General features: G+C 42.4%; 17 protein-coding genes and 1 tRNA gene. 11 read left to right on the top strand and 7 right to left on the bottom strand.

The window, feature by feature from the left end; genetic code table 11:
* Positions 1-31 precede the first annotated feature (31 nt).
* Genes prfA through J6836_RS08360 form a run of 6 tightly spaced genes read left to right on the top strand, consistent with a single transcriptional unit; the run spans position 32 to position 5352 of the window.
* Complete coding sequence (gene prfA, locus J6836_RS08385) at positions 32-1114, top strand: peptide chain release factor 1 (protein ID WP_219248445.1); 1083 nt, start codon at positions 32-34, stop codon at positions 1112-1114.
* Positions 1114-1947 carry a peptide chain release factor N(5)-glutamine methyltransferase gene (prmC, locus tag J6836_RS08380; protein WP_219248442.1) on the top strand — a complete coding sequence of 278 codons (834 nt, stop codon included), beginning with the start codon at positions 1114-1116 and terminating at the stop codon, positions 1945-1947. Before prfA ends, prmC begins: the two co-directional genes overlap by 1 nt.
* Before the next feature lie 23 nt (positions 1948-1970).
* Entirely contained in the window at positions 1971-2780 is an 810-nt protein-coding gene (sirB1, locus tag J6836_RS08375; RefSeq protein ID WP_219248440.1) for an invasion regulator SirB1, read from the top strand.
* 45 nt (positions 2781-2825) lie between these two features.
* Entirely contained in the window at positions 2826-3680 is an 855-nt protein-coding gene (kdsA, locus tag J6836_RS08370) for a 3-deoxy-8-phosphooctulonate synthase (RefSeq protein ID WP_219248439.1), read from the top strand.
* 11 nt (positions 3681-3691) lie between these two features.
* Positions 3692-4594, top strand: a complete 903-nt coding sequence (locus tag J6836_RS08365; protein ID WP_219248437.1) for a TIGR01212 family radical SAM protein — start codon at positions 3692-3694, stop codon at positions 4592-4594.
* Positions 4595-4614: 20 nt separating this feature from the next.
* Positions 4615-5352 carry a tetratricopeptide repeat protein gene (locus J6836_RS08360; protein ID WP_219248435.1) on the top strand — a complete coding sequence of 246 codons (738 nt, stop codon included), beginning with the start codon at positions 4615-4617 and terminating at the stop codon, positions 5350-5352.
* 58 nt (positions 5353-5410) lie between these two features.
* On the opposite strand, the gene dauA is transcribed toward J6836_RS08360, so the two are convergent.
* The 6 genes from dauA to J6836_RS08330 form a co-directional block, all read right to left on the bottom strand.
* Positions 5411-7144: a C4-dicarboxylic acid transporter DauA gene (gene dauA, locus J6836_RS08355; protein WP_219248432.1), complete on the bottom strand. Its 1734-nt coding sequence runs from the start codon at positions 7142-7144 to the stop codon at positions 5411-5413.
* A 289-nt stretch (positions 7145-7433) separates the two neighbouring features.
* Complete coding sequence (locus J6836_RS23160; protein WP_219248430.1) at positions 7434-7835, bottom strand: hypothetical protein; 402 nt, start codon at positions 7833-7835, stop codon at positions 7434-7436.
* Positions 7832-9172 (bottom strand): phosphatase PAP2/dual specificity phosphatase family protein, encoded by a 1341-nt coding sequence (locus tag J6836_RS08345; RefSeq protein ID WP_219248428.1) that lies wholly within the window; start codon positions 9170-9172, stop codon positions 7832-7834. The genes J6836_RS23160 and J6836_RS08345 overlap by 4 nt, the downstream gene beginning before the upstream one ends.
* Before the next feature lie 206 nt (positions 9173-9378).
* Positions 9379-11145: a bifunctional alpha/beta hydrolase/class I SAM-dependent methyltransferase gene (locus tag J6836_RS08340; RefSeq protein WP_219248425.1), complete on the bottom strand. Its 1767-nt coding sequence runs from the start codon at positions 11143-11145 to the stop codon at positions 9379-9381.
* Between the two features lie 9 nt (positions 11146-11154).
* The gene (locus J6836_RS08335; RefSeq protein ID WP_219248423.1) at positions 11155-11778 is read right to left on the bottom strand and encodes a CDP-alcohol phosphatidyltransferase family protein; all 624 of its coding nucleotides are present in this window, start codon (positions 11776-11778) and stop codon (positions 11155-11157) included.
* Positions 11779-12023: 245 nt separating this feature from the next.
* Positions 12024-12827, bottom strand: a complete 804-nt coding sequence (locus J6836_RS08330) for an AraC family transcriptional regulator (RefSeq protein ID WP_219248421.1) — start codon at positions 12825-12827, stop codon at positions 12024-12026.
* A gap of 154 nt (positions 12828-12981) precedes the next feature.
* On the opposite strand from J6836_RS08330, the gene J6836_RS08325 reads away from it, so the two are divergent.
* From J6836_RS08325 to J6836_RS08305, 5 genes are all read left to right on the top strand, one after another.
* On the top strand, positions 12982-13932 hold the full coding sequence (locus tag J6836_RS08325; RefSeq protein ID WP_219248418.1) for a proline racemase family protein: 951 nt from the start codon (positions 12982-12984) through the stop codon (positions 13930-13932).
* A gap of 10 nt (positions 13933-13942) precedes the next feature.
* A complete protein-coding gene (locus J6836_RS08320) occupies positions 13943-15190 on the top strand; it encodes an NAD(P)/FAD-dependent oxidoreductase (RefSeq protein WP_219248417.1) in 1248 nt (415 codons plus the stop codon).
* A 17-nt stretch (positions 15191-15207) separates the two neighbouring features.
* Positions 15208-16074: a 4-hydroxy-tetrahydrodipicolinate synthase gene (dapA, locus tag J6836_RS08315; RefSeq protein WP_219248414.1), complete on the top strand. Its 867-nt coding sequence runs from the start codon at positions 15208-15210 to the stop codon at positions 16072-16074.
* A gap of 10 nt (positions 16075-16084) precedes the next feature.
* A complete protein-coding gene (locus J6836_RS08310; protein WP_219248413.1) occupies positions 16085-17569 on the top strand; it encodes an aldehyde dehydrogenase in 1485 nt (494 codons plus the stop codon).
* An 87-nt stretch (positions 17570-17656) separates the two neighbouring features.
* Positions 17657-19174, top strand: a complete 1518-nt coding sequence (locus J6836_RS08305; protein WP_219248410.1) for an alanine/glycine:cation symporter family protein — start codon at positions 17657-17659, stop codon at positions 19172-19174.
* 9 nt (positions 19175-19183) lie between these two features.
* On the opposite strand, the gene J6836_RS08300 is transcribed toward J6836_RS08305, so the two are convergent.
* A tRNA-Ser gene (locus J6836_RS08300) sits at positions 19184-19271 on the bottom strand.
* Positions 19272-19549: the final 278 nt, after the last annotated feature.

Here is a 19549-nt window from a genome sequence, read left to right as displayed (position 1 = left end):
CCACTTTTTAATCATAGGTCTTATATAACGAATGAAGCCTTCTATTGTCGCAAAACTAGAAGCATTACAAGAACGCTACGAAGAAATCGAAGCGCACCTTGCAGATGCAGGTGTGATTGCCGATCAAGACCGTTTTCGTGCTTTATCAAAAGAATATGCCCAATTATCAGATGTGGCGAAATGCTTTAGTGCATGGCGCACGGTTCAGGATGATATCGAAACAGCAGAAATGCTATTAGACGATCCTGAAATGAAAGAAATGGCTCAAGAAGAGTTAAAAGAAGCCAAAGCGCGTAATGAAGAGCTTGAACAACAATTACAATTATTGTTACTTCCTAAAGACCCCGATGATGAATATAACTGTTTCGTAGAAATTCGCGCAGGTGCAGGTGGTGATGAAGCTGCGATTTTTGCTGGTGACTTATTCCGTATGTACAGCCGTTATGCAGAAAATAACCGCTGGCGTGTTGAGTTAATGAGCACTAGCGATGGTGAGCATGGCGGCTACAAAGAAGTTATCGCAAAAATTTCCGGTGATAGCGTTTATGGGCGTTTAAAATTTGAATCCGGTGGGCACCGTGTGCAGCGTGTTCCTGAGACTGAATCTCAAGGCCGCATTCACACTTCTGCGTGTACTATCGCGATTTTGCCTGAATTGCCAGAAGCTGAGTTACCTGAAATTAGCCCTGCGGATTTACGTATTGATACTTTCCGTTCATCAGGGGCGGGTGGTCAGCACGTTAACACCACCGACTCGGCAATCCGTATTACTCACCTTCCTACAGGAATTGTGGTGGAATGCCAAGACGAGCGCTCGCAACATAAAAACAAAGCGAAAGCGATGTCAGTATTAGGTGCGCGTATTCGCCAAGCCGAAATGGACAAACGCCATGCGGCTGAAGCGTCAGAGCGTCGTAACTTGCTGGGTTCTGGGGATCGTTCAGACCGCATCCGTACTTATAACTTCCCGCAAGGTCGAGTCACGGATCACCGCATCAACTTGACGTTATACCGTTTGGATGAAGTGATGGAAGGAAAATTGGATGCATTAATCCAGCCTATCATCAACGAATACCAAGCAGACCAACTTTCTGCACTTTCTGAGCAGGAATAATGCAGTATAGCGAATGGCTAAAGCAGGCAGTCAGCAGACTGTCTGCAAGCGATAGCGCAAAGCGGGATGCAGAAATCCTGCTTGAACATGCCACGGGTCGCAGCCGTACCTACCTTTTTGCTTTTAGTGAGAATGAACTTAGCGCGTTAGAACAGCAGCAAGCTGAACAGCTATTGCAACGCCGAGAGAAAGGTGAGCCAATTGCCTATATTATCGGCGAGCGTGAGTTTTGGTCGTTACCACTTTATGTATCACCTGCCACATTAATTCCAAGGCCAGACACAGAATGTTTGGTCGAACAAGCATTAGCACGTTTAACAAATCAACCTTGTCATTTATTGGATTTAGGCACGGGGACGGGCGCGATTGCTTTGGCTGTAGCCTCCGAGTTGCCCAACAGCCTCGTTATTGGCATTGATTTCAATCCTGAAGCAGTAAAATTAGCGCAACGAAATCAACAACGTTTGAATATTGCTAACGTCCAATTTATACAAAGTGATTGGTTTACTTCCCTATCATTTCAACAATTTGATATGATTATGAGTAACCCGCCTTATATTGACGAAAATGATAATCATCTGAGTGAAGGTGACGTGCGTTTTGAGCCAGCAACCGCATTAATTGCAAAAAATGAAGGGCTAGCTGATTTAGCATATATCATTGATAAATCAAAAAACTATCTTAAAAATCAAGGCTGGTTGCTTCTTGAGCATGGCTGGACACAAGGTTCAGCCGTGCGTGATTTATTTGCAAAACATGGGTACACCCAAATTGAGACGTGTCTCGATTACGGTGGGCAAGAAAGAGTTTCACTCGGTCAATGGAATGGTTAAGTGGGCACAGTAGTGGGAATGTAATGAAGACCATAGCGAATATTGAATTTAATCAGCTCCCCTTAAGCGAAGGGATTATGACCGTTTCTCAATGTATCCGTCATGATTTCCCGTTGATGAAAGTCCAAGCTCAACTAGATAGCCTTGTTGTATCTGCAAAATCGACCATCGATTTACATGCAGATAATGAAACTAAAGTAGAGCAATTGATTTCATTGTTTTATCAACAATGGTCATTTGGCCCTGCTCAGGGCATCTATGCATTATCAGATATGCTTTGGCTTGATAAAGTATTAGCGTCCAAACAAGGTACACCTGTGACACTGGGTGCCATTTTGTTGTATATCGCTCAGCATTTAGATATTGATATCCGACCTGCCATTTTTCCAACTCAATTATTAATTATTACTGAAAAACGCGATGGAAAACCGTGGTTTATTAACCCAGCAAATGGTGAGTCACTATCACTGCATACATTGAATATGTGGCTAAAAGGTACTGTTGACCCTTTCTCAGAGTTTTTCCAAGATCAACTCGATGTAGCTGAAAATAGTATTATTGTTCGCAAGATTTTTGACACGCTAAAAGCGGCGTTGATGGAAGAGAAAAAAATGGAGGTAGCGTTGCGAGTGTGTGAAACACTGCTCACGCTAGACCCTGAAGACCCTTATGAAATTCGTGATCGCGGGTTAATACTGGCACATTTAGATTGCAATCATGTGGCGTTAAGTGACCTTAATTATTTTATTGAGCACTGCCCAGAAGACCCTGTATCTGAAATGATCAAAATTCAAATTTATTCATTGGATAACCATCCAATCGTATTACATTAATTAACGTAATGACAGGCAGCCTGTCTTAATTTTAAAGGTAAGAGTATGCAACAGAAAGTAGTCAATATTGGTGATATCAATGTCGCGAACAACTTGCCATTTGTGTTGTTTGGTGGAATGAACGTCCTTGAATCTCGCGATATGGCAATGAAAGTGTGTGAGCACTATGTTACTGTGACGCAAAAATTAGGCATTCCTTATGTGTTTAAAGCGTCATTTGATAAAGCGAATCGCTCATCTATCCACTCTTACCGTGGTCCAGGTCTTGAAGAAGGAATGAAAATTTTTCAAGAACTGAAACAAACCTTTGGTGTGAAAATTATCACCGATGTGCATGAACCTTCACAAGCTGCACCAGTTGCGGAAGTCGTTGATGTAATTCAACTTCCAGCATTTTTAGCACGCCAAACCGATCTTGTTGCTGCGATGGCAAAAACGGATGCTGTTATTAATATCAAAAAACCACAGTTTATTAGCCCGGGCCAGATGGGTAATATCGTTGAGAAGTTTATTGAAGGCGGTAATGACAAAATTATTCTGTGTGACCGTGGTGCAAACTTTGGTTATGATAATTTAGTCGTTGATATGCTTGGTTTTAATGTCATGGTGCAGTCGTCTAAAGGCTGCCCAGTGATTTTTGACGTGACCCACGCACTGCAATGCCGTGACCCATTTGGTGCAGCATCAGGTGGTCGCCGTGCTCAAGTTGCTGAATTGGCAAGAGCAGGTATGGCAGTGGGTATCGCTGGCTTATTCCTTGAAGCGCATCCAGACCCAGATAACGCACGTTGCGATGGCCCATCAGCATTACCTTTAGATAAACTGGAGCCATTCCTCAAGCAAATGAAAGCTATTGATGATGTGGTGAAAGGGTTCCCTGAGTTAGACACTAGCCGTTAAGCTTGGCGTAAATGCAACTCACTGAAGTCGTTTCCATGTTCGGCGCTGATCTCCAGCGCCGATATGGCGAGAAAATTTATAAAATTACCTTACACGGGGGCTTTAGCTGCCCAAACCGCGATGGCACCCTTGGCCGAGGGGGCTGTACCTTCTGTAATGTGGCCTCTTTTTCCGATGAGAGCCAATCCAGCCAAACCATTAGTGAACAAATATCAGACCAAATCTCCCGTATTTCCCGCGCTAAACGTTATCTTGCCTACTTTCAAGCCTATACCAGCACTTATGCAGAAGTACATTTACTCAAACAACTGTATGAAGAGGCGTTGCAACAAGCTGATATTATTGGTTTATGTGTTGGCACACGCCCTGATTGTGTGCCTGAATCAGTTTTATCGCTATTAAGTGAATATAAACAACAAGGTTATGAAATTTGGCTCGAACTTGGGTTACAAAGTGCACATGATAAAACATTGCATCGGATTAACCGCGGTCATGGGTTTGATGCTTATCAACAAACAACACAAAAGGCACGTCAACTGGGCTTAAAGGTATGTACGCACCTAATCTGTGGCTTACCTGGTGAGGATGCACAGATGAATATGCAAACCTTAGAAAAAGTACTTGAATGCGGTACAGATGGTATCAAGCTGCATCCTTTGCATATTGTTGAAGGCAGTGTGATGGCTAAAAGTTGGCGAGCAGGGCGTTTATCAACATTGTCGTTAGACGAGTACACCGCTATTGCGGGGGAAATAGTACGCCATACACCGAAAGACATTGTTTATCATCGCATTAGCGCCAGTGCAAGGAAGCCGACTTTACTCGCACCGCAATGGTGTGAAAACCACTGGGTTGGCATGAATAACTTATACCAATATTTTTTACAATATGGTGGACAGGGTTCTGCACTGTAGCCGATTAATTGAGAGTATCTATGAAATTTACCCTTAAAAAAACAATTATTACCCTTTCCTTATTTATGCCTCCTTTTCAAACGATTGCACAGCTAGACCTGACTCCTGAAGATAAGCAGCTTTTTTCGCAGACAAAGCAAAAAGCAGTGAATAACGATGCATCAGCACAATATCAGTTGGCTGAAATGTACTATTCAGGCTTGGGTGTTATGCAAAACTTAAATAGTGCACGTTTGTGGGCAAACGCAGCGGCAAAAAATGGTAACCCAGAAGGGTATACCTTATTAGCAGATATTAGCTTGCTAAGTGATAGCTATTTTAAGCAAGAATTTGTTGATGCGAGGAAATTTGCAACAAAAGCAGTTGAACAAGGTAGTGTAAAAGGCAAAATTAGTTTAGCGGAATCATTAATTAACCCAATTGCGGGTAAAACAGATTACCCTCAATCCATTAAATTGCTGGAAGAGGTAGTTGAACTTAATAACCAAGACTATTTTACTGCTCCAGTGCTGCTCGGGATCATTTATTTAGACGGGAAAGGTGTTCCAAAGGATGAGCAAAAAGCACAGCAATGGTTTGATAAAGCGGATGCGATGACATATGCAGGTTATGCAGAGTGGATGGCTGCTTTTAAGTTTGCAGAAGATAACACTGGTACAGTGACACTAGATCAACAAAAAGCTAAGAAATTAAGAGGCTTGGCCTGTGAAAAAGGCAGAAAAGAAGGTAATGAAATGTTTTGCTTGGGCGAACAATAAAGAAGAATAACGTATCCCCATTACCACGTTGCTTTGTGGTAGTGGGGATACAGTGCAATTATGCTGTTTCAGCATCATTGTAAGTATTTAGTTTCTTAGATTGCTCAATCGTTTTAACTGCTTCTAGTGCGTTATCCATGGAATTATGGAAGCTCAATACGCCATCAATTGGTGCAACTTTAGCGCGCGCCAAGGTTTTTAGTGGCTGGAATGGAATATCACACACCATCACATGAGTGTCTTTACGCACGGCATCAATGAATTTCTCAAAGGCTTCTAACCCCCCCGCATCCAGTACAGGTACCGCATCCCATTGCATGATAATGGTTTCATATCCTGCACTTTTTACGCGCAACTCATCGAAAATACGTTCTGCGGCGGCGAAAAAGAGTGGGCCATTAATACGCACGACTAATCGGCTATTTTCTTCATCCGTTTCAGCTAGTTGTGTTGAACGTGTCATATTCGCAATACGGCGCATAAATAACAGTGATGCCAACACGATACCTACAGTAATGGCAATGACCATGTCGAATAGAACGGTTAAAGACATACATAACACGAGAACGATGATGTCATCTTTAGGTGCGCGTTTGATGAGATAAACCACTTTCCCTGCTGCGCTCATATTCCATGCCACAATCAACAGTAATGCTGACATTGCCGCCAGTGGTAAGTATGAGAGCATTGGTGCCAGCACCAGTAAGGTCAGCAACACTAAAATTGAGTGAATAACCGCAGAAATAGGGGATGTGGCTCCCGCGCGGACGTTTGCTGCGGAGCGGGCAATTGCTGCTGTTGCGGTGATCCCACCAAAAAATGGCGCTGCAATATTACCAACGCCTTGGCCAATCAGCTCACTATTTGAATGGTGCTTTTTACCTGTCATATTATCAAGTACAACGGCACAAAGTAGTGATTCTATCGCGCCCAACACGGCCATCGAAAATGCCGCAGGCATAAGTGCGGTGATCATTGCCCAACTAATTGGCGCACTACCGGGCAGTTCCCACGGTAAAATAAATTGCGGTAAAATAGGGGGGATACCACTTCCTTCAGTGCCATCAGGCAGAAAATAACTAAATTCAGAGCCAATCGTGGCGACTTCCATCCCAAATAATGAAAGCACCCACATGACGAACGTGCCGACGATAAGTGCAGGCAAGTGCCCTGGGAATTTTAACTTTAACTTAGGCCAAAAGATTAAGACAAGCAGAGTGGATAAACCAATCAGCGTGTCACTGTATTGAAACGTTGAGAACGTATTACCAATGGCAATGAGTTTATCAACATAGTTCTCAGGAACATGTTCCATCTGCAAGCCAAAGAAATCCTTGATTTGCATGGTGGCAATAGTGATGGCAATACCTGAAGTAAAGCCCAAAGTCACCGACACAGGAATATACTCAATAAACTTACCAAAGCGAGCAAAACCCATCGCCAGTAAAATAACACCCGACATCAGCGTGGCAACTAATAAACCACTGAGGCCAAACTGTTGTGAAACAGGATATAAAATAACCACAAACGCAGCGGTAGGCCCTGAAACGCTATAACGAGAACCACCCGTAATAGCGATAATAATACCCGCAATCGCTGCGGTATAGAGGCCATACTGAGGAGGGACACCACTGGCAATTGCTAAGGCCATGGCTAATGGAATGGCAATAATCCCAACCGTAATACCCGCAATTAGGTCTTTTATAAACCGTGCTGCGGTATATTTTTCTTTCCAACATGAATCGATTAATGCGCTAAAAGGGCGCAACCTATTAATATTTTTTGTACTCATTATACCCTACCAAATAACAGGGTGAAAAATAAACGAAAATGTACCTATAAGGATACGCTTAGCTAAGCTCAAAAAATCTGTTATGTATCAATGAAACGCCAATTATCATAACGTTTTCAGTAACAAAAGTAAAAACCATCTAATGTATAGAGTAAATAAAACCAATAAATAATTATAAATATAAAAACTGATCTAAAATCTATTTGGTAAATAAATAATAAGTTAACGATATTAAAAGCTTATATTAAGACTAAATTATAGATTAAAAAAATAATATTAACCTAGCCTATTATAATGCTATTACAGTCACTAATAGCCATATCCAAAGGATAACAACAGACAAGAGAGCACGATTAAATAAGGTTTTTGTGCCTTGCCAACGCTGCTCCATTGTTCGGTTGGTGGGTTTGTTTGGTATCAAAAAATTTAATGCATAATCAAAGGGTTCAATCGTTCCTTGCTGATAAATCACTTTAAAAAAATGGTTATCAAGCCACAAACGATAAATATAATAGTGGCTAATAATAAATAAAATTATGCTGATAAATAAATAATACTTCCCGTTATTTATCCCTAAAAAAAGACTAAGTTGAAAAATTAAACTCAGAGCAGATCCAATCGCTAAATAGGACCAACTTCGCGTCAATACCCGAATGACTTCGCCGCAGTTTTTATCGGTAAGTTGGTTCATTTTTGCTTCCTATTTAAATGATAACGTGCAAACCAATTATTTAATTGTTCTTTAGTTGCTGGGTTTAAAATAACTTGTGGCCTCGCGTGTTCAACCATTTCAACCGCTTTATCTATTGTTTGAGCATCACCATGGTGAACTAACCACGCAACAGCAACCGTGGCACTGCGCGAATAGCCTAGTTTGCAATGAATATAGACTGCACCATGCTGGGCCAAGTCATCCATCGTGTGGACAGATTGCTCAATATCTTCTGCGCTTAGTGGTAACAGATCGATTTGTGGCTGGCTACAATATTTCAGCCCTTTGCTATAAGAATTGCGAGGCCATTCGCAAGTCATGTCTAAAACGGCTGCGGTTTGCAAAGGATAAAGCGGGCGGCCTCCCAAAACGATATGCTGGTTCACTATACTGGGTTGCCGACAATGCTTAGCAAAGTAATGATAGGTTCCCCAAGCAATGAGGCGATAAGGTAACAATAAAATTGCAGCGGACGGGGAAATCTTGCCATCGGGTGTTTTTTGAAAAACACTGGCGCCAGCGCCTAAGTAACCGAGGGTAATAAACAATAAAGCAATAGCGGGCCACAGCAACACCCAAGCTGTACCCTGAATTAAAAAAGCGAGAGCAAAGCAAGCTATTGAGCCGAGGCCGTAATTTTTGCTCATTTTAAAACTACGTGGCGACCCAGTGTAGTGCCATTGCCAGCGTGTATTAATAGGTAACAAATAACTGACAAGCAAACCCACCGCAAAGCCAGAAATAACATCAATAAAATGATGCTGCCATGTAGTGAGGACAGAAACTAAGATTAATACAGACCAACCGTGGAGTAACCAGCGCCATTGTGTTGGTGTATGAGCACGAAAACGTAACCATAGGAGCCATAACAAAATGATATGTAATGAAGGGGCTTGGTTAAATGGCAGGTCAAACAGTTCTAAGCTGTCAAACATCCATCCAAAAGCGCCATCCGTTGTGGGGCGAGGAAAACTAAATTTAAGTGGGAATAACAAGAAACCAACACAAGCACAGATAGAAGCGGCAATTAATCGTAGCCCATGGATTGTTTGCTCACGTCGTGTTGTACAGATAAATAATGATAACCCATAGAATAGGTCAATACTCCAATAGGGAATAATGGTCCAAGGAACAAATGGAATGTGTTTTTCCCATGAATACACAAAGGAAGGGACCTTGGTTAAGGTAGCCGTGTAGTTGTTGACTTGTCCATAAGTGAGAAAGAAAAATGGCGCTAAAAATATCAGCCACAATAGGCCAAACAACAAAATTTGTCGTTTAGATGATGGCTTAGTAGGTTGGCGAAGGGCTGTCATCGTCCTTTTCAATATTCCTTTGTGCTTTAGAAGTCATCTAAGGGGAAATCGTGAGTACTGCAATTACTTGTTTGTAGAAAGAAAATATCTATTTAACTAACAACATAGGGGCTTTGCCAAAAAGAAGCAATAGAGATAGCCAATACTAGCAAGCTTGAGGCTGGCTGCATTAACGGCAACCAACCTCAAATGGCAGGTTAAAAAAATCAACGGCGTCTTGCTATTGATACGCTGAATATACCCCAGTTATCAATAGACTGGTTTAGTTTTTCGAAACCCGCCTCGTCGACTAACGCATCCATTTCTCCTTGGCTGCGGCAGCGCATAACCCAAGCTTGCCCTCCTTGGTGGCTGGGTAAAACGCGGGCAATCATTTCCACTTGAGGGTGCCATGGTTGGCAAGTGTAAATGAGGAGTCCACCTGAAGGTATTGCTCTTGATAGTCCATCTAATGAAGCTTTAATTAATTGGTTGCTTGGAAATAACTCATATAAACCACTTACGACACCTAGCGTTGGAAATGGCGTCACGGAAGCTAAATCATCAGCGTCGAAGGCATTGCCTTCAACAAACTGGATTTTATCTTCGAGGAAGCGCTCTTTAATGTGTAAACGGCCTTGTTCTACGTTAATTGGGCTGTAATCACGTAAAAGAATAGATTCGACTTTGCCATAATCGTTAATTGCATCAAAGATATAGCGGCCTTGACCCGCGGCAATATCCATAATACGTACTGGCATATTGTTATCTGTTAAGTCGCGGATAGCTTGGCGTAAGGTATTCTCGATATTCACTTTTCGCTGGCGGATCCCTTGCCAGCCAATGCTATTGAGGTATTGCCTGTCAATTAAGCGTCCAAATAGGCCTTTGCCATCGGCTTTATCACGATAAACATAGTCTAAGGTTGAGCCTGAATCGAAGCCTTTATCGTAACCAATACGAACTCCTTCAGAAGCTTTTCCCAAAGTGCTCATTGAGTTGCTCATAACTTTGAAGGCGAGGTTTTTTGGGCACCATTTTGGTAGCGGAGTCGCCAGCTTACGGTAATTTTCTGCGCTAGTACTCCATGTATCTTCATACTGATAATCGTGTCGGTAAACAGGGAGACTAAATAATTTACCGATAAAATCACGTATTTTTTCGATAGGAATGTGCCGCTCTTTTTCACCTAACGTATCGTGATAAAAGCCCGGTAAAACATGTTTTTCTTTGATTGGTGTATTTAAGCGCTCAAAAAATTGATGTTGTGGGCGGTGATGAACAACATGGTCGCTGCCAGATATAAACAACTGAGTTGGCAGGGTAATTGCGCTGGCATCAGCAACGACTCTATCTGCCGTTTTATACAATTCAAGTAAGATATTAACGGCAATAGGGCGAGTGATCAGCGGGTCGCGGTTAAACGAATCAATACGCTGCTCATCATGGGTTAGATACTTCGCTTTTACATAAGAATTAACATAGAACAAGCCTCGCATTTTTTGCATCAATGCTAACCCTGTGCGGGCAAAAGGAACATATAGCTTAACTTTAAAAGCAGGTGAGGCTAAGACCATTCCGCGAATTTTTGGTGCATAGTCATGTACCCATGCTGAGACTAAAACGGCGCCTACGCTTTGCCCAATGACAATAATATTTTCTAAGGGGATTTGATATTGGGTGGATACATATCGAACAAATTCATCAACATCATGTATAGATGTGCCGAGGGAAGGGCTATAGCCTCTTGGGCCTTCATTTCGACCATGACCACGTGCATCCCAAGCGAACATGGCATAGTCAGGAAGATTTAACTCATCAACAAGGTGTGCTACACGGCCTGAATGCTCATGGCCTCGATGGAATAGAATAATGGCTTTATCCGTCGGCGCTTGCGTTGGCCAATGGCGATAAAAAAGCGCAGTGTGATCACTGGTCGTAAATTGCGACTCTAAAACAGGGCGTTGCGTCAGATAATCTGTCTGAGCGTTCATAATTATTCCTTAATTATTATCTGAAGGCGTGCGAAGTTCATCCAATGCACGGCGAATACGGTTATAGCAGGTATAAAGCAGCAACAAAGATAGAATAACAAAGAGATAGTTTACCCAGCCTGCAAGCAGTAGCTGCGGGAAAATGCTAATGAACAAACCGAGGGCGCCAAAAATAAAGGCGCGGTCGCTTTTCCCGATAGGGCCGTCATAGCGCCTAGAAGCGCCTATTGCTTGTGCGGTAACGCCAATAAACTCAGTGAGTAATGAGAGAAATAAAATAAGTAAAATTAGCCAAATCGCGTGAGGAAAAATAATGGCGAAAGGTAGGTATAACGCAACATCAGAAACAACATCACCCACCTCATTGAGTATCGCACCTAAGTGGCTTTTTTGGTGATGATCTCGCGCTAACATGCCATCTATTGCATTGAGCGCCATGCGAATAAACAACACAAACGGCAATAAAATAAACAGATGTGGGTTTGGGAAGAAAAACAAAACTAACCCGATAATCACAGAGAGTAATAGCGCAGCCAATGTCACCTGATTAGCCGTGACCCCAGCATTAAATAATTTACTGACTATCGGGCGAAGCAGATCTTGAAATTTTGGTTTCAGATCATAAATGGTCATTTTTTTTCCTTTTATATGCCATGCAAGAGCACTTTTCTTTGTGACATATCAATACGCTATTCATCAACAGCCGCAATAAGAGCTATCTTAAGTTAATATATTTCACGTAGGAATATAGCGAAGGTAAAAGGATGGTTTATTGATTAAGCTATTGAAATAATATGAAAAAGTCACATATCAACAAAACTTAAACCAAGTTTGTTTAATATGAAATAAAAATGGCAAATGGATAATAAGATACCCGATCACGCGATTATTTTTTTCTTATCAATCGACGAGCGCATGCGTTTAAACTGACTGGGCGTCATAGTGGTCATTTCTTTAAATTTTCGGCAAAAAGCACTGTGATCAGTATAAGCGCACTTAATCGAAATATCGGTAATTGAAAAGTCATCTTCTAATAACTCAATGGCGTGTTCGAGACGTTTTTTCTGGATATATTGTTGAGGGGTAATTAAAAAAATAGCTTTAAATTGACGATTTAATTGTGAAAGTGAAAGCCCTGAAATATCGGCAAGTTCCGTGATTTTAATTGCGGTATCAAAATGGTCACTAATATAGCGTTCGACTAGGCTAAGTTGATTATTCAGTTTTGGGCTAACAGACTTAATATCTTGTAAATCTACAGAAATTCCAGCCACACCAATCACTTGATTGCGCGTGTTAAATATCGGTACTTTCGTCGTTAAACACCAACCGAGCAATCCCGCTTTATAAAGATGCAGCTCAAGCTTATTTATTACACTGATTTTCTTTTCCATCACAAGGTAATCTTGCGAACTATAGCTTTGCCCTAATTCTGCGTGAAATAATTCTTCTGCACTTTTACCAATCACATCATTAATTCCCTTCATTTTACAGCGAATTGCCAGATTATCATTGGCAAGTAAATACCGTGCATTATGGTCTTTCACAAAAAAAGTAACATTGGGGAGCGTATTAATTAGTGGCATGACTAAACCGAGATGATTGAGCAAAACTTCAATGTTATCAACAGGAAAAAGCATGTTTTCCTGACTGATTAATAATAACTTATTTAAATTGATCATGCTGCGCTCCCAAATATTAAATTATTGTTAATAATTTTCTTAAATATTTTTAGATTGTGCAGAAAAACGCATAAGTTCGATGGAAAGATATCAAGATTGATTAACAAAAATCAAGCAATCTATTAACAAATTATAATTAATAGGGTGTTAATCAATGCAATCTAAATATTCTAAAATTGAAGTAATAGACTCCCATACCGCAGGGGAGCCAACACGCTTAGTGATTGATGGGTTCCCTCCGTTAGGTGATGAAAGCATGGCGGCACGCTTGGCAATACTGCGTGATAACCATGACGAATGGCGAAGAACTACCATTCTAGAGCCACGTGGTAATGACATTCTGGTGGGTGCACTGTTGTGTAAACCACAAAACCCACAAGCCGCGGCAGGGGTGATCTTTTTTAATAACGAAGGTTACCTTGGGATGTGCGGGCATGGAACGATAGGCTTAGTCGCTTCCTTGCATTTTCTTGGGGAAATTTCATACGGAAAGCATTTGATTGAAACCCCTGTAGGAGAGGTCACGGCGGAACTGCACAGGGATGGTAGCGTGAGCATCCAGAACGTGTATTCGTATCGTTATCGCAAAGGGGTGCAAGTTGATGTACCCGATGTCGGCATTATCACAGGCGACATCGCGTGGGGCGGCAATTGGTTTTTTCTTGTGGAAAACTCACCCGTTTCGATTGATTTCAAAGAGGTTAAATCGTTAACAGAAGTGAGCTTGAAAATTAAACAAGCACTTGTTGACCAAAAAATATTTGGTAAAGACGGGCAAGAAATTGATCACATCGAATTATTTGGCTCACACCCGATTGCAAATAGCCAAAGCTTTGTGTTATGCCCTGGTGGTGCTTATGACCGCTCGCCTTGCGGTACAGGTACCAGTGCCAAATTAGCCTGTTTGGCAGCGGATAAAAAACTTGCAGCGGGAGAAATTTGGCAACAAGCCAGTGTGATTGGCAGTGAGTTTCAAGGGAGTTTCCAGCCTGCGGATGAAAACGGCATTATCCCTACCATTCGCGGAAATGCCTATATTAGCGGGCAAAATACACTGCTTATTGATGAGCAAGACCCATTTCGTTTCGGTATTTCGGTTGCGTAAGGGGATGGCGATGAAGAGTCAATATTCAGTGATTGTTGTCGGCGGTGGAATTATTGGCCTAAGCATTGCGCTTACTGTACAAGCTAATGGTACCGACGTCCTGCTGGTGGATAGAAATGAAATTGGCTCAGGGGCGTCACTTGGTAACGCAGGGCATATTGCGACAGAGCAAGTTTTTCCCATTGCGGACCCTTCTGTTTTGAAATCGATTCCGAAAATGCTGCTCGACCCGCTTGGCCCATTACGTTTGGATTGGCGCTATTTATTACCGCTCACGCCATGGATGTTAAAGCTATTAGGTAACATGCGGCATAAGCCGTTTACTCATATTCATCAGACACTTATGACACTCAATAGTGCAGCTTTTGAATCATGGCAAGCTTTCATTCAAAAGTGGCAGCTTGATGGCCTTGTTAAAATGCAGGGGTCATTATTAGTGGCTGAAAAACAAAAAACACTCGAAAAGCTCCATCAGCATGGCGAGTATTTGCAAAAAATTAACGTACACAACTCAATAATCAATCAATCGGAGTTGCTTGAGCGCGAACCTGCACTTGCTATGAACCAACTTGGGGGGCTATTTTTTCCAAATACTGGGCATGTGGTTGATTTAGCAGAATTACACTCAAAACTTGCGCAATCATTTGTTGCGTTGGGTGGCGCTATACTGACCGGCTGTGAAGTCACTGCGATATCTTCGACATCAAATAAAGAAGCCATTATCACCACAGCTCAAGGGAAATTCACAGGGCAAAAAGTGGTTATCGCAGGCGGTGCATTTTCTAAGTCATTAGTCAAAATGGTCAGTCGCATTAATGTGCCGCTTGAAACAGAGCGAGGCTACCATTTAATGCTACCGCAAGAACAAGGGCGGCTGAGCATTCCTGTATCCAGTATGGACAGACGTTTCATAATGACACCGATGACAGGGGGATTGCGCCTTGCTGGTACGGTTGAATATGCTGGGTTAAAGCGCCCTGCAAATATGCAGCGAGCTCGTCACTTTTTGCCACTGGCAGCCCCCATGTTAAAGGCTCCACTAAATGATGGGCAATCGTCACAGTGGATGGGGTTTCGCCCATCAACATCTGATTCATTGCCTGTCATTGATAATAAAGGTCCGTATATTTTTGCCTTTGGTCACCAACACTTAGGTCTCACACAGGCAGCAATCACCGCTGACCTTGTAAATAGTTTTATTCACGAGCAGCCGACAGCTATCGACTGCACCCCTTTTTCTATTGAGCGATTTTTATAATTTTAAGGAGAATTCAAATGAATTTTCATGGCATTCTTGTCCCTTTAGTTACCCCTTTTCATGATGATTATTCTTTAAATATTAGTGCATTAGCTGATTTAACTGAAAAACTTATTGGCTGTGGCGTCACGGGGTTAGTCGTCTGCGGCACGACAGGGGAATATTACGCGTTAAATGAAGATGAGCGAAAAACCGTTTTATCAACCGTGAGCAAAATTGCGAAGGGGCGCGTAACGTTGATTGCAGGAATTAATGATTTATCAACGGAAGGTGCGATCGCCCGCGCAAAACAAGCAAAAGACCTTGGATATGAAGGTTTAATGTTATCACCACCACCGTATAGTTTGCCTGACCAACAAGGGGTGTACGGGCATTATAAAAAAGTCGCAGAGGCCACAACGTTACCGATCATTATGTATAACTTCCCTGCGCGTATTGGTATCGAAATTGAATATGAAACGGTGGTTAAGCTGGCGGAAATCGACAACATCGTTGCCATTAAAGAAAGTAGTGGGGATTTCAGCCGTGCTTTGCACCTATTGCAGACACCATTTAAAAACTTTGAAGTCATTTGTGGCTGTGATGACCAACCCGTTGATTTCTTCTTTTGGGGTTCAAAAAGCTGGATAGCAGGTGCGGGCAATGTGTTCCCTGCGGAGCAGGTCGCTATTTTTAAAGCAACACAAAAGGGCGATTGGCAAGAAGCGAAAAAAATCATGAATGAAATATACCCGGGAATTTATTCCATGGAATCTGGTGATTATAACCAAAAAGCTAAAGCGGGTTGTTTAAATGGCACATTTAACGCAGGTCCTGTGCGTTTGCCGTTAACCAACTTGGCTGCTGAAGCTAAAGACGAATTCGTCAGATTAATCAAACGGTAAGGGTATAATAATGAGACTAAACCAACAGCAGGTTTTTGACCTCGCTAAGCAAGGGAAGCTGTGGGCAGGTAATTTAATTGATGGGGTGAATGCTTCTCAGGCTAAATTAGAAAACCGCACACCAATCGATAATAGCCTTATCGGATACATCGCTGATGGTGAGGCGCAAGATATTGATGCAGCTGTGAAAGTGGCGCGAGATGCTTTTAAACGTGGCGAGTGGAGCGCACTTTCTCCCCAAGAACGCAAAGAGATAATGCTCAAGTGGGCAGATTTAATTTCTGAACACAGTGAAGAACTCGCTGCACTTGATTGTATTGATGCAGGAAAACCCATTACGGAATGTATCAATACAGATATGCCCGCAACGGTTGAGACATTTTATTGGTATGCCGAGGCGATTGATAAGCTGTTTGGCAAAATAGCGCCCACAAGCCAACAAGAGCTAGGATTGATTGTGAGGGAGCCGATTGGGGTTGTGGGGGCTGTTCTGCCATGGAATTTTCCTGCTCAAATGTTTGCATGGAAAGTTGCACCTGCCCTTGCTATTGGCAATTCAGTGATTGTTAAACCCGCCGAGCTAACCTCATTGAGCGCTTACCGAATGGTTGAGCTGGCGTATGAAGCAGGCGTGCCGAAGGGAGCATTAAGTTTAGTTTGCGGATTGGGCGAAAAAGTAGGTGAAGCACTGGGGCGCCATCCTGATGTGGATGTGGTGTCATTCACGGGGTCAACCGAAGTGGGGCGCTTATTTTTAAAATATTCAGCGGAAAGTAACTTAAAAGAAATTGTCCTCGAATGTGGCGGCAAAAGTCCGCAGGTTGTTTTTGAAGATGCCAACCTAGATGCCGCCGTTCCTCATATCATGGCTGCCGCCTTTTGGAATATGAGTGAAAACTGTAGCTGTGGTTCTCGCTTAATTGTGCATGAAAATATTAAACAGGCACTACTGGATAAACTGGCTGTTGCAGCAAAAGAATGGAAAGTAGGAGACCCGAGACAGTCAGATGTATCAATTGGGCCAATGGTCGAAAAAGCGCATTTTGATAAAGTGAAATCGTTTTTAGCCCTCACGCAGAAAGAGGGAGCAAAGGTTGTAACTGGCGGCAAAATTCACCATGAAATAGGCTCTGGCTGGTATATCGAACCCACTATTTTCGATAATGTGACGCCAGATATGACTTTGTTTCAACAGGAAGTCTTCGGCCCTATTTTAGCGGTGACGTCATTTAAAACGGAAGAAGAGGCTATTGCATTCGCCAATGATACACAGTATGGATTAGCCGCTTCGTTTTATAGTCAAAATATTCACCAAACCATGCGAATTGCTCGCCAAATCAATGCGGGAACAGTGTCAGTTAATGGCTTTAGTGAAGGCAATATCACCACGCCATTTGGTGGTTTTCGTCAATCTGGTTTTGGCGGGAAAGACAATGGGTTAGAGGCTTTTGAGCAGTATAGCCAAACCAAAGTTATCTGGTTTGTTCATCAGTAAAATCACGTTGACCTGAGCCTACAAAGCTCAGGTTTTTTTTACCCTGCAAACACACAATAAACAATTACAATAACGAAGGAGTACAAAATGGAAGCCATCGTTAATACCATCGTTGGTTACATCTGGGGTAATGCACTGGTGTTCTTATCACTGGGCGTAGGACTCTACTTCACTTTAGCGACACGCGGCGTGCAATTTCGCTATCTCATCAAAATGGTTTGTTTATTAAAGGAAAATAAAGCGTCAAAAGAGGGAATTTCATCCTTTCAAGCCTTCTGCTTAGCATTATCAGGGCGTGTTGGGGTTGGTAATATCGCGGGTGTTGCAACAGCGATTGCCGCTGGTGGCCCGGGAGCTATCTTTTGGATGGTAGTCATGGGGTTATTAGGCGGTGCGAGCGCCTTTATTGAATCTACGCTTGCCCAAATCTATAAACAACGTTCAGATGGACAATATCGCGGCGGTTCCCCTTATTATATTGAAAAAGGGTTAAAGCTTAAGCCGTTTGCCATTATTGTTGCTGCGGTGATTTGCTTATCTTATGGCGTCTTAGTGCCGGGTATTCAGGCTAACACGATTGCTGACTCGTTCCAAACTTCATTTAATCTCCCACCGATGGCGACTGGGGCAATTGTCACGGTATTGATGGCATGGCTTATTTTTGGTGGCGTAAAACGTATCGCGAGCGCCGCAGATAAAATTGTGCCTTTAATGGCGATAGCTTATCTGGTGATGATGGTGATCATTTTGGGTAGTCACTATGAAAAAGTGCCTGCAATGTTTAATTTAATCTTCCAAAGTGCATTAGGAATGGATGCGGTCTTTGGCGGAATTGTTGGAACTGCGGTATCGTGGGGTGTTCGCCGTGCAGTATTTTCCAATGTGGCAGGAGCGGGTGAGGCAACATTTAGTTCAGCAGCCGCAGAAGTGAGCCATCCTGTCAAACAAGGACTTATTCAAGCATTCTCAATCTATATTGATACTGTTGTTGTGTGCACAGCCTCAGGCTTAATGATCCTCGTCACCAATATGTACAACGTGTTCCCCGATGGCTCTGCAACCGCGCTGGTGGAATATGTACCAGGTGTTGCAGCGGGAACAGCGTGGACACAAATGGCGGTTTCTACCGTATTTACCTCGGCGGGTTCAGGGTTTGTGTCGATAGCTGTGTTCTTATTCGCATTCACCACATTAATGGCTTATTACTACATTGCTGAAACAACCATTGTTTACCTTGATCGCAAATTAGCTTACCCCATGCTAAAACTGGTGCTTAAATTTGTGTTCTTAATTATTGTCTTTATGGGTAGTGTGCAATCAGTGAGTTTGATGTGGAGTCTAGGTGACATAGGGTTTGGCAGTATGAGTTACCTAAATTTAATCGCGATAGTGTTTCTTTCTAAACCTGCACTAAGAGCACTGCGAGATTATGAAAGACAGGAAAGATTAGGTGTAGACCCAGTATTCGACCCGAAAGTGGCTGGCGTAGAAAATGCAGAGTTATGGGAAGATATTAGCCGCGAATATCATGAACAAGGTATTGGAATTAAACAGAAGAATGATCAAAACAATGGGAAGTTACAGATAAAGGGAGAGGAAAACTAGAAGAAAAAATGGCGGTGAGGGAGGGATTCGAACCCTCGATACGTTGCCGTATACACACTTTCCAGGCGTGCTCCTTCAGCCTCTCGGACACCTCACCGTTTTTTCTAAATCCGTTGCATACCAGAGATAAATCCTGCTGTGCAACGGGGCGCTACTATAGGGAAAATAGCGTCTTGCGTCAACTCCCTATTTATTCTTTTTCTTACTTTTATTACCGTTTAGCTAAATAAAAATCAATTTGATTAATATCTAATCTTAATTGTTGCTTGTTAAGGCAAATCATTTTTTTAATGTTAATAAGAACTGCAAGGGGTAAGCATAAAATTCGTTATCCAGTTAACAAAATCCTCAATGAATGTGATCTTGGTTGCGGTA

Source organism: Providencia sp. R33 (genome assembly GCF_019343475.1).
GTDB lineage: Bacteria > Pseudomonadota > Gammaproteobacteria > Enterobacterales > Enterobacteriaceae > Providencia.
The sequence above is the reverse complement of the archived record's forward strand: the minus strand, read 5'-3'. Positions and strand labels throughout refer to the sequence as shown.